Genomic DNA, 11110 nt, shown 5'->3' on the forward strand with positions numbered 1-11110 from the left:
TTGCGCGACTGTTGTGCATTCCACACCACGCGTTAAGTAACCACTTGTCTCAGCAGCAAGACCATCCACGGCCGCTTAGAAGGCCCGTCCGGTCGCCCTGTCCGATCGCCTGGCCCGGAAAGCGACCAGACGATTTACGAAATCGCCGGACTGGTTTTTAGTACAGCCAGAGCCGGGCAGCCACGCAGGCAACCAATTCCGTTGCCTTGAAGCTGACCGCACCCAAAAACAGCTCAGAAAGGAGGACCAAGCCATGACCACCGAGCACCTGAAGCCGTCGGCAGACCGTCTGTCCGGCGACTACGTCCCCCGGTTCTGCCGGACTAGCCAACTGGCCGACCAAAGGCCGCCGCTCAGGTTCGCTGACCTCTTTGCCGGCATCGGCGGGTTTCATCTCGCCTTCGACCAGGTCGGCGCCCGCTGCGTCTTCGCCGCGGAAAACGATCCGTTCGCCCGTCGGACTTACGAGGCCAACTTCGCCGAAGCGGACCCCCGCTTGTTCAACGACGGATGCTTCGCCGGGGATGTCACCTGTATCGATACCGATGACATCCCGGACTTCGATATTCTGTGCGCCGGATTCCCGTGCCAACCATTCAGTATCGTTGGCCGCCGCCAAGGATTTGATGATGCCCGCGGCACGATGTTCTTTCAGATCACCCGCATCATGGCTGCCAAGCGGCCCGCGGCGTTCTTCCTCGAAAACGTCCAGGGCCTTCTCAGCCACCATGGCGGCACGACGTTCGCGACGATGCGGCGTCACATTGAGGAAGAACTGGGCTACTCGCTGCACTACAAAATCGTCCGTGCCTGTGACTTCGGGTTACCCCAACTCCGACCCCGCTTATTCATGGTCGGTTTCCGGGACCCTGACACGCCCTTCGAGTTTCCCGAAAGCGTGCCCCTGACATCGACGATGAGCGACATCATGCGCGGGAAGTGCCAGCGAGACATCGGGCGCACCGTCCTAGTTGGCGGACGTGGCCACCGCCTGGAGCACCGCCGGAACTGGGACGGGTACCTCGTCGACGGGCAAGAGCGCCGCCTGAGCGTGCGTGAAGCGGCCGCCATGCAAGGGTTTCCGCCTGATTTCCGCTTTCCGGTCTCGACCACCCAAGCGATGAAACAGCTCGGCAACGCCGTAGCCGTGGCGCCCGTCGAGGCCACCGCCCGCGCACTCGTGCAGGCCATTCGGGCTCACCAGCCGCTCCCACACCCTCAAGGCAACAACCGCTCGGCTGCAACACATTCGGCCAGCCCTGTACCAATCCATCATTTCAGCGCCTCGGCGTCAACCGAAAGGACCCCCTCATGAACCAGCAGCAGAACCCCTCGACAAAGTACGCCTGCATCTTGGCTGATCCGCCGTGGGACGTCGACCAGAAAGGCCAGCTCGGCGCAGAACGCCATTATGACCTGATGACCCTGGATCGGATCAAGGCCATGCCCGTGGCTGACCTCGCAGCCGACGATAGCTGGTGCTTCCTCTGGGTCACCAACGGCACGCTGCGCGCCGGCTATGACGTGCTCGAAGCCTGGGGCTTCACACCCAGGGTGCCGTTCACCTGGATCAAGCCAAAGTTTGGCCTAGGCAACTACCTGCGTCACGCGTCCGAGCACCTCCTGATCGGAACCCGTGGCCGGGTAAAGCCCAACTTCCGCAGCCAGCCGACGTGGATGTTCGCCCCGGTCCAGGACCACTCCCACAAACCGGAAGAGTTCTATGCCCCGATTGAACGCCTCTGCGACGGCCCTCGACTGGAACTGTTCGCTCGACGCCACCAACCCGGATGGGATGCCTGGGGCAACGAAATCGACAGCCAAGTCAGCATCCCCGGCTACCCGGTTCCTTCCGACTTCGATGATCAGATCCTCATCGAGCCCTTGGCTGAGCACCACACGGCGGTGCACCGTGGCGGATAAGCCGCCCCGGAGCCCATTACGCTGGCTGTTCGACGCCAGCCTCCTGCTGCTGGGCGCAGCTTTGGCAATCAATTGGGCCGTCGGACTCATCTCACAGGTTTGGGTCGGTGTCGTCATCGTTTTGGTCGGCGCTGCGGTCATCGCCGGCCTCATCATTTGGTGGCGGCTCTGGCGGCGGCGATGGTGAGCGTAAGCACCAGATATGGCGTCGGAATGCGATATACCAACGCTAAATGGCGGGATGAATTATCCGAGCCTTAATTCACCAATTCATCTCTATAGAACTATCTTGCCAAGCCGTCAAGTCGGTGTTGTGAAATATACAAACTGTATTGACGCCGTCAATTGGCAGGAATATAACCAACTGACCGCTCAGCGGAATTGAATTCTTCATTATGAAAGGAGGATTGCGGATATGGGAAAGCAAGCAAAACGACGTGGGAAACAAACAGAAAGGTATCTTCGGGTGCGCAGTATCCGCCAAGATCCGCCGCACGTTGACCGTTTGACCAAGACACTCCTAGACATGGCCATGCGTCAGGCGGCCCAAGAGCAGGAGGCCCAAGCTGATCGGGACGCGCTGTCGGAGGCGAGCCATGAGTGACCCCCGCGGCAGTGCCTTGGTCTGGCGGGAAGTCCATTGGCCGCGGCCGTTGACCAGCGAATCAGTGCGGGCGCTCTTCCGCCACCTCGCCTCAACCCGACTCCCAGGCACCCTGATCTGGGAAGTCCGCGGCCAGTATGGCGCAGTAAGTCATCTGGTCGCGACCAACAAGGAGCATTCCCGGCGCTTTGGCCACCTCCTCCGGCAGCTGCTGCCAGGCATCACACTGACCAAGCCGGACGACAGAGATGTCGTAATCAAGTCCTCGCTCCTGCGACTGGCACCGTCAGCCCTGGCGGCAAATGTAGATGATCCCGAGGCAATCAGCCGCTCATTGCTGGCGGCTCTGTCCGCGGCCCGAATCGCGGATGATCTTGTTGTTCTGCAACTGGTTATCGGAGCCGGCCGCGGACCCGGGTTTGCCGACCCAAAGACCAACCCGACCGCACCGTGGTGGCAGGCATTGAGCTTCGGGGAAACATCGGCACAGGGCAGCGTACGATCAAGCCTGGCCAGCAAGGCCGCTCAGCACAGCGTCCAAGCAGTCGTGCGGGTAGGGGTCGCAGCGGAAACGTCGGCCAAGCGGCAGGCCCTGGCCCTCGGCGTCCTGGAGGCCATCGGCACAATGGAAGGCCCTGGTATCCGTGCCAGCCTGGCTGTTGAACCCGCAGTGAAGCTGAACGAGGCGCGCGTTCCAACCCTACGGTGGCCCGTGCGTCTGAGCATCGATGAACTGGCCGCATTGTTGGCGCCTCCGCTGGGAGGAACCGACCTGCCAGGCCAGCCGCCGATGCATCCCAAGCTGCTGCCAGCCTCCCCGGCCGTCGACGATAGGGAACGGGTCTTCGCGTTCTCGAATGCGCCCGGCAAGTCGCGGCACATGGGGATCGGCCCAGTCGACGCACTCCGCCACGCCGTCTTTCTTGGCCCAACCGGGAGTGGCAAGTCGACAGCGCTGCTGAACACCATTGTGGCCGACATGTTCGCGGGCCGATCCGTCTGCGTCATCGACCCCAAACGGGATCTCATCGACGATGTGCTGGCCCGTGTCCCGGAAAGCCGCCGCGGCGACGTCGTCGTCCTCGACGCCAGCGACGAACACCCCGTTGGCTTCAATCCGCTCGCCAGCACCGGCCGCAATGCCGAAGTTGTGGTCGACGGCATCCTGGCCGCTATCAAGGACATCTTCGATGGCATCGGGCCGCGCAGCCAGGACATCCTGCACGCTTCGCTGATCACCCTTGTTCGGGCAGGAGGGCACACCTTGGCAGATATCCCCCAGCTGCTCAGCGACTACGCCTACCGGCGACCCTTATCGGCAGCCCAAGCGGGGGATCCGGTCTTGGCGGGCTTCTGGGCCTGGTACGACGGGCTCAAACCCGAGGCGCAGGCCTCGACGACGGCACCGCTGTTGAACAAGCTGCGCGTCTTCCTGCTCCGCCCGCAGCTGCGGCGGGTACTCAGCCAACCCCACCCTGGTTTCAGCGTCAATGACCTGTTCGCCAAGTCGCGAATTCTACTCGTGCCGCTCAACAAAGGCATCGTCGGAGCGGAATCGGCCTCGCTCCTGGGGTCGCTGCTGGTGGCTGAGCTGTGGCAATGCATCCAGGCAAGAGCAGCAGTACCGGCGAAGCAGCGCCAGCCGGTCATCGTGACGGTCGACGAAGTCCAGGACTACCTGAAGATCGGAGACCTGGCCGACGCTCTAGCCCAGTCCCGTTCTCTTGGCGTGGGGTGGCAGTTGGCTCATCAGTTCCGAAAGCAACTGCCCGCCACGATGGCGGCCGCCATCGACAACAACGCCCGCAGCAAGATCGCCTTCGCCCTCGAGATTGACGACGCCAAGGCCATGGCCGCTATGGCACCAGGCCTTGAACCGATCGATTTCCAGTCTCTTGGCAGGTACGAGATTTACTGCAACCTGGTCGCTGCCGGCCAGCCCTCCGGGTGGGCATCCGGGGAGACGCTGCCACCGCCGATCATGATCAGCGACCCCGACACGCTCCGCATGAGCAGCCGGAAGCGATATGGCCCGGCGGAGGAGGTCAAGCCACCACCAGCGACTTCATCGGCGAAGGCGCCCCCGAACTCATCAATAGAAACGCCGGCGGTTTCGTCCGTCGGCAGGAAAAGGAGGAATGAACTATGAATAAAACCAACCAAAATCGTGACCAAGCAACTGTCGTCAACAGTGGTGGAGGGCATCCGGCCGCCAGTCCGACCGCTGCCACGAACAACGCCGAAGAACGGCCAATCGGCGCCCCCGGGGCGACTTTAGAGATGGGGACTGATCCTCCCGTTGGGAGGACAGCGGCGGCGGTGACTCGCACAAGCAAATACCAGCGGCGGGAAATCCTGGCCCAGCTGAGCGCTCGCGACCGCAGCATCTTGCTCGGTCTGGCTGCGCACCGCTACCTCACCACGACACAGCTCCAACGCCTGTTCTTCCACGACCACAAAAGCCAGCTGGCTGCCACGCGAGCCACCGTCCGTGTCCTCCAACGCTTGCACGGCCACCAACTGGCACACGCCTGCAGCGCCGCGTCGGCGGCTTCAGCGGCGGCTCCAGGGCCTTCGTCTGGGCGGTCACTGACACCGGCGAGAAGGCCATCGGCGACCTCAAAGGAGTCCTGGGTAAACGCCGGCGCTACGACCTGCCGTCCGCAAACCACCTCGAGCACCTCCTAGCCATCACCGATGCCCGACTGGAACTGATCGAGGCCGACCGTGCCGGAGCCTTCACCATCATCAGGACCGAGATGGAGCCGGACTGCTGGCGGCCATACCTGAACCGCCACGGCCAACCGGCCCACATCAAGCCCGACCTCTACGCCGTCACGCAGACACCGGAGTACGAGGACCACTGGATGATCGAAGTTGACCGGGACACTGAGCACCTCCCCGTGGTCCTACGCAAGTGTCTGGCGGTGCAGCTGTATCACGACCGCGGCATCGAACAGGACCGGCACGGAGTCTTCCCACTGACTGTCTGGGTCGTCCCCGACGAGGCGCGCCGTCACAAGATCCAAGCTGCAATCGAACGGACGGTAAACCTGAGCAGCGAACTGTTCCGGGTCGTCGAGACAAAAGACCTCGCCGCCCTCATAGCCAGCGGTGGCGGAGTGGCCGCACACGAGAAGGGAGGAAACCAGTGATGGAGAAACACGAACAAATCCGCGCACCCAAGTCGGATCCGGAACGCCTGGGACTGAACCCGGACACACCCTTCATCTACGTCACCTCCATTGCCGACTACATAGAGAACGTGCGCCACTCCGCCTGGATTAGCGCCGCCCAGCCCGCAGCAACCTTGTGGGCCCAGATCAATGAACTCATGGCAGCCTCGCCCAACAGAAAAGCCATCGAGCCCGACGAACCGGGATGGTTCATCGAGGATAAACGCGGCTTCTACGACTACGGTCCAGATCTCGGCCACGACACCATGGCAATCGCCAACATCGGCCAAGGCATCAGCCTCTACGGCGAACCGTTCGCCGCCTACGCCATGGAACACTCCGGGGGAGAACACGGCGAACGGCTGCTGCCCGAATTCGAAGAATTCTATGTCGCCTCCTTCCCGGACGCCGAAACGTGCATCGATGAATTCCTGGATTCCATGGGATGGAGCCAAGCCCTGAAGGAATTCATTACCGAGCAAGGAATCGACTGTCCACTGGAATTCGATCGTGCGTGTATCTGGGAACGATACAAAGAAGCATGGGAAGTTATTGAAACCAGGAACGGCACCGTCCATGTGTTCAACACGTAGTTATCCACAGGCAACCATCACGGACAACAGGGGTGGAAAGAAGCCCCATGGCCGCACCTGAATTTGACCGTTCCATTCACAGCGAAGAAGAGCTATTGTCAGAGACGCCTAACCGGAGACCAGAAATGAATTCACCCGCCCCCAGCGCCTACGCCCCTACCGACGACCAGGTCAAAGATCTCGTCGACATTTCGGATTCGGATTCATTGTCATTCACCAACATGACTAACGATGCGCCCGCCGGCACCCGAGCCGTCCTCTATCTCCGCGTTTCCTCCAAAGGCCAGGTCAACACCGACTACGACCCCGAAGGCATCTCCATCCCCGCCCAACGCGAATCCTGCCTACGCAAAGTCGAACAGATGGGACTGACGGTCGTCACCGAGTACATCGAACCGGGCCGCAGCGGAACGGAGATGACCAAGCGCGTAGCGTTCCAGGAAATGCTGCGCCGGGTCAGGGCAGACAGGGATGTCGACTACGTTGTGGTCTACAAGCTCTCCCGCTTCGCCCGCAACCGCACGGACGATGCGATCGTCATGGCCGACCTCAAAAAGCGCGGAGTCACCCTCATCAGCGCCACCGAGAGTATCGATGCCAGCCCCGTCGGCCAACTCATGCACGGTCTGCTCGCCGCATTCAACGAATACCGCTCCGCCGAAGACGGCGCCGACATCAAATACAAGATGTCGCAGAAAGCCAAGAAGGGCGGCACCATCGGCCGCGCCCCCGTCGGCTACCTCAACATCCGTGAATACTTCGAAGGCCGCGAAGTCCGCTCCGTCGCCGTTGACGAAGTCCGGGGCCCGCTCATCCGTCAAGCCTTTGAGCTCTACGCGACCGGTGACTACACCTTCGCAGACCTGTCCGAAGCCATGGAAGACCGCGGCCTCACCACCAAACCAAGCCCCAAGCGTTCCGCCAAGGCCATTGCCCCAACATACTTCTCGAGGCTGCTGCGCGACCGCTACTACTGCGGGATCATCACCCTCGACGGCGCCGAACATCCCGGCCGCCACGAAGCCCTCGTCCCCGACGAACTGTTCCACAAAGTCCAGCAGTTACTGGACAGCCGCGGCGTCGCCGGGGAACGGCGCCGCGTCCACGAGCACTACCTCAAAGGCACCCTATACTGCGACAACTGCCACAAACGGGGCATCGTCCACCGCATGGTCATCCAGCGCTCCATCGGAAGAAGCGGCAACGAATACTTCTACTTCTTCTGCGCCGGACGAACGGTCAAAGACTGCTCAACCAGCCACATCAGTACCGCCAGACTCGAAGACGCCATGATCCGCGAATACAGCAAGCTCCAATTCACCCCGGACTTCATCGATCTGGCCCGAACCCGAATCCGCGAAGCCCTCCGGGAAAAAGAAGCCGCCAATCTGCTCCTTCAAAAGCAGCTGGCAGCCACACTGCAGGACTGCGACGCCAAAGAAGAGAACCTGCTCGATCTCGCCGCCGACGGCACCATAGCCAAGGACAAGATCCGCACACGACTGACCGACATCGAGCGCCAGCGAACCAGGGTCCGCGAGCAGCTCAACAGCGTCGAATCCAATCTGGAAGCAGGAGCCCGCCATCTCGAAACCTATCTTGACCTACTGGCGGATCCGGAAGGACTGTACCGAACCGCCAGCGACCAGGAACGCCGCCAACTCAACCAAGCAATCTTCGTCAAAGTCCTCGTCGAAGACGAAGAAATAACAGGGACGCTACTGGCCGAACCGGTTGCGACGCTGGCTGCCGCTCACACAGGCCACCAAGCACTCCATGCTGGCACAACCCGCGCGGACGCCCTCGGTCGCGCACAAGCCAACCACGCGGCCCACAGCGACACCGAAAAGGGAACCACCAGATCTGGTGGTTCCCTTTTCGTATCTGTTGAGGACTTACTCAATGGCATCGACTCTGTCGATGGTTCGAATAAGGTCAATATGGTGGAGCTGAGGGGACTCGAACCCCTGACCCCCTGCATGCCATGCAGGTGCGCTACCAGCTGCGCCACAGCCCCATATCTTCGCTGCCCAACGCCTGGCATTTCAGCCATCCGCGCCGAAGCAACTCAAATATCTTAGAACAGCGATTCCGAAAATTCCAAATCGGGCATATTCGGTGCCGCGCAGTCCTTAGTGCTCGGAATCCTCCGCGGTGACTGCCTTGGCGGAGGCGTCGTCACCCAGCTCAAGGTCCACCACAGGGCAGTCCTTCCACAGGCGATCCAAGGCATAGAAGACCCTGTCCTCTGCGTGCTGAACGTGAATGACGATGTCGGCGTAGTCCAGCAGGACCCAACGGCCCTCGGAGCGTCCTTCGCGGCGCACCGGGCGGAGGTCCTGCTTCAAGAGTTCTTCTTCGATACCGTCAACAATGGCGTTGACCTGGCGTTCCGTCGGAGCCGAGGCGATCAGGAAAACGTCTGTGAGTGCCAGACGCTCGCTGACGTCGAGGGCGACGATATCCTCGGCAAGTTTGCCGGCCGCGGCACGCGCGGCGTGGCGGGCGAGGGTGATGGATTGTTCATGTGCAGACACGGGGACTCCTTGTTGTGGCCTGTGGCCTGTGAATGGCGTGAGCCGTTGTTTAGCGGAACTAGCCGCTGGTAATCATGATGATGCCGACGATGAGCGCAACGATGCCCAGTGCGAGGACACCGAACTGCAACAGCCTGTTGCGCTGGGCCCTGGCCAGGCCAGCTGTGTTGGCATCGAGAGGGTCAAGCCCGTAGGCAGTGCTCGCCGAAACCGGTGGCCTTTGCGCCTCTTCGCCGGATTCCGCCAAAGGGACAGGCTTCTTGCGGGCCGAACGCGCTACAGCTTCCGCCCGCGCCAGGACACCCGCACGGCCGCGTACGCCCGGCTTCTTACCGGCTGTTGGTTCAGCCTCAAGCTTGGGACCGGCGGAGGTAATCAAAGGAACGAACGTGGTACTGGGCCGCTTCATGACGGGCCGTTCGACACCTGGTACCTTAACGAATTCCAATGGCGTGACCATGGCAAGGTTATTTGCCGTCGAAGGACCCGAATTCCCGGGGTTTGGCTTACGCGGCTCGGCCTTGACTTGGTCCGGCGTCGCCTGTTCGGCCAGTTTCTGCTTCGCAGCGGCACGCTTGTTCAACACGGCCGCGCGCTCCGCCAGGGCAATCTGCTGGGCCAACACCTCTGGATCAACCGCCAGGGGGTCCTGCTCGGCTATGTGTTCCAGTTTGGCAGTCTGGTTTTGGACCTGCGCCGCGATCAACTCGCGGACAGCGAGGGCCTGCTCCACTGACATGTCGGATTCGGCCGGGGCATTCTTGCCCTCTCCTCCGCCGGCCTTCGTGGAGGCGGCCGGAGCTTTCTCCTCCTCGGGCTTCGGCTTGGCAGCGTCGGGCTTGGCAGCGTCGGACTTGGTTGCGTCCGGCTTGCTAGCGTCGGGCTTGGCTGCGTCCGGCTTGCCAGCGTCCGGCGCCGGAACGATGGGGTTCATGGAGGTGGCAACTTCGGCTTGAAGTTGCTGCAACCTCAGCTGGCGACGCGTCGGCGGCCCACCACCGGACAGTTGTTCTTCCTTGTCAGCCAGGTCCTTGATGGTCCGGAGGGCCGCGCGGTCGCGGGCACGGATCTGGGATGAACGCTCCTGCGCCGCGGGTCCCACGGCGTCCACCGGTGCATTTGCCGCACGCCTGTTACGCGCGTTTGGGCGGTCGGCTTCCTCGGCAGAAGCCGCCTCTGCCGGGTCGTTTGACGTAGCGTCCGGCGTTGTTTCCGGGTGCTCTTCCCGGGCACGGCGAAGCTCGCGCCTGCTGCGGATGGGTCGCTGTTCCTGGCTGCTCATTTAAAAACTCATTCAGTACGTGCTTGGTCGTCTGATCCGGACAGTGCGGCCGACAGTTCCCCTGCGGAAGGCCGGGGTGCGTACAGCCCATATTTTGCGATGTACTGGACCACTCCGTCCGGCACGAGGTACCACACCGGGTTGCCCGCGCCGACGCGTGTCCTGCAATCCGTGGAGGAGATAGCCATGGCGGGAACTTCGAGCAGGCTGACATCTTCCGTCCGGCCCAAATCGTTCAATTCGTGTCCGGGGCGGGTCACACCGACAAAATGGGCCAAGGACCACAATTCGTCGACATCTTTCCAGGACAGGATCTGCGCCAAAGCGTCGGCACCCGTAATGAAGAACAGGTCCGCGTCGGGACGAAGTTCCCTTAGGTCGCGAAGGGTGTCGATGGTGAACGTCGGACCCGGCCGGTCCACGTCCACGCGGCTCACGGTAAAGCGGGGGTTGGAAGCTGTGGCGATCACCGTCATGAGGTAGCGGTGTTCGGGCTCGCTGACCTGCTTGTGCGACTTTTGCCACGGCTGCCCCGTGGGCACGAAAACCACTTCATCAAGGTCGAACTTGGCTGCTACTTCACTTGCAGCCACAAGGTGGCCGTGATGGATGGGATCGAACGTTCCACCCATCACGCCCAGCCGGAGCCTGCGCTCCGACTCCCCGCGTGGTATTGCGGCGATAATGTTAGTGGCCCTGGCCGTGGGTGTGCTTGTTGGGGTGCTGGCGGTGCGGATCGGAGTGCTCTTCCACTGCCTCGTGACGGTTGCCGAGGTTGGTGTAGGACAGGGTTACGAACATGAGAACCAGCAGCAGGGCAAACATCGAGATGCCGAAGACCCACGGCTCGGCCCACAGCGGGGCGAGTTCCTCGTGGCCGCCTTCTGTCTCGGCGGCAATGGACGTGGCGATCTGCTGAAACAGCATCTTCTCCCCTAGTTGGTTCTCAAAGGATTTCGACGGCGGGACTCCCCGCCGTTCCGGACTTCTGTTCT

General features: G+C 61.9%; 11 protein-coding genes, 1 tRNA gene and 1 pseudogene. 7 read left to right on the forward strand and 6 right to left on the reverse strand.

What is annotated here, in order from left to right; translation table 11 throughout:
* Positions 1 to 253 precede the first annotated feature (253 nt).
* From AC5RU9_RS07985 to AC5RU9_RS08015, 7 genes and pseudogenes are all read left to right on the forward strand, one after another.
* Entirely contained in the window at positions 254 to 1315 is a 1062-nt protein-coding gene (locus AC5RU9_RS07985) for a DNA cytosine methyltransferase (protein WP_494016001.1), read from the forward strand.
* Positions 1312 to 1923 (forward strand): MT-A70 family methyltransferase, encoded by a 612-nt coding sequence (locus AC5RU9_RS07990; protein ID WP_494016002.1) that lies wholly within the window; start codon positions 1312 to 1314, stop codon positions 1921 to 1923. Before AC5RU9_RS07985 ends, AC5RU9_RS07990 begins: the two co-directional genes overlap by 4 nt.
* The gene (locus AC5RU9_RS07995) at positions 1913 to 2110 is read left to right on the forward strand and encodes a hypothetical protein (protein ID WP_494016003.1); all 198 of its coding nucleotides are present in this window, start codon (positions 1913 to 1915) and stop codon (positions 2108 to 2110) included. The genes AC5RU9_RS07990 and AC5RU9_RS07995 overlap by 11 nt, the downstream gene beginning before the upstream one ends.
* Positions 2111 to 2519: 409 nt before the next feature.
* Positions 2520 to 4676 (forward strand): type IV secretory system conjugative DNA transfer family protein, encoded by a 2157-nt coding sequence (locus AC5RU9_RS08000; protein ID WP_494016004.1) that lies wholly within the window; start codon positions 2520 to 2522, stop codon positions 4674 to 4676.
* A gap of 382 nt (positions 4677 to 5058) precedes the next feature.
* Positions 5059 to 5682, forward strand: coding sequence for a replication-relaxation family protein (locus AC5RU9_RS08005; protein ID WP_494016074.1), 624 nt, complete (start codon positions 5059 to 5061; stop codon positions 5680 to 5682).
* Positions 5682 to 6296: an antirestriction protein ArdA gene (locus tag AC5RU9_RS08010; protein WP_494016005.1), complete on the forward strand. Its 615-nt coding sequence runs from the start codon at positions 5682 to 5684 to the stop codon at positions 6294 to 6296. The genes AC5RU9_RS08005 and AC5RU9_RS08010 overlap by 1 nt, the downstream gene beginning before the upstream one ends.
* Before the next feature lie 221 nt (positions 6297 to 6517).
* Positions 6518 to 7312: pseudogene (locus tag AC5RU9_RS08015) on the forward strand (recombinase family protein); the annotation flags it as partial.
* A gap of 234 nt (positions 7313 to 7546) precedes the next feature.
* Here the strand turns inward: AC5RU9_RS08015 and AC5RU9_RS08020 are convergent.
* From AC5RU9_RS08020 to AC5RU9_RS08045, 6 genes are all read right to left on the reverse strand, one after another.
* A complete protein-coding gene (locus AC5RU9_RS08020; protein WP_494016006.1) occupies positions 7547 to 7882 on the reverse strand; it encodes a hypothetical protein in 336 nt (111 codons plus the stop codon).
* A 355-nt stretch (positions 7883 to 8237) separates the two neighbouring features.
* Positions 8238 to 8313, reverse strand: a tRNA-Ala gene (locus AC5RU9_RS08025).
* A gap of 115 nt (positions 8314 to 8428) precedes the next feature.
* Positions 8429 to 8833, reverse strand: coding sequence for a ribosome silencing factor (gene rsfS, locus AC5RU9_RS08030; protein WP_211712230.1), 405 nt, complete (start codon positions 8831 to 8833; stop codon positions 8429 to 8431).
* Positions 8834 to 8891: 58 nt separating this feature from the next.
* Positions 8892 to 10115, reverse strand: coding sequence for a hypothetical protein (locus tag AC5RU9_RS08035; protein WP_494016007.1), 1224 nt, complete (start codon positions 10113 to 10115; stop codon positions 8892 to 8894).
* Positions 10116 to 10123: 8 nt separating this feature from the next.
* A complete protein-coding gene (nadD, locus tag AC5RU9_RS08040) occupies positions 10124 to 10789 on the reverse strand; it encodes a nicotinate-nucleotide adenylyltransferase (protein ID WP_494016075.1) in 666 nt (221 codons plus the stop codon).
* A gap of 13 nt (positions 10790 to 10802) precedes the next feature.
* On the reverse strand, positions 10803 to 11042 hold the full coding sequence (locus tag AC5RU9_RS08045; RefSeq protein WP_211712228.1) for a hypothetical protein: 240 nt from the start codon (positions 11040 to 11042) through the stop codon (positions 10803 to 10805).
* Positions 11043 to 11110 lie beyond the last annotated feature (68 nt).

The sequence above is a fragment of the Arthrobacter sp. B0316-5-4 genome (genome assembly GCF_059090325.1).

Bases quoted from the DNA above. Each gene is read 5' to 3' on its own strand.
- AC5RU9_RS08020 (WP_494016006.1), bottom strand. From the start codon at position 7,882: ATGGCGGGCTCCTGCTTCCAGATTGGATTCGACGCTGTTGAGCTGCTC.
- AC5RU9_RS08000 (WP_494016004.1), top strand. From the start codon at position 2,520: ATGAGTGACCCCCGCGGCAGTGCCTTGGTCTGGCGGGAAGTCCATTGG.
- AC5RU9_RS07990 (WP_494016002.1), top strand. From the start codon at position 1,312: ATGAACCAGCAGCAGAACCCCTCGACAAAGTACGCCTGCATCTTGGCT.
- AC5RU9_RS08035 (WP_494016007.1), bottom strand. From the start codon at position 10,115: ATGAGCAGCCAGGAACAGCGACCCATCCGCAGCAGGCGCGAGCTTCGC.
- AC5RU9_RS07985 (WP_494016001.1), top strand. From the start codon at position 254: ATGACCACCGAGCACCTGAAGCCGTCGGCAGACCGTCTGTCCGGCGAC.
- AC5RU9_RS08010 (WP_494016005.1), top strand. From the start codon at position 5,682: ATGGAGAAACACGAACAAATCCGCGCACCCAAGTCGGATCCGGAACGC.
- AC5RU9_RS08045 (WP_211712228.1), bottom strand. From the start codon at position 11,042: ATGCTGTTTCAGCAGATCGCCACGTCCATTGCCGCCGAGACAGAAGGC.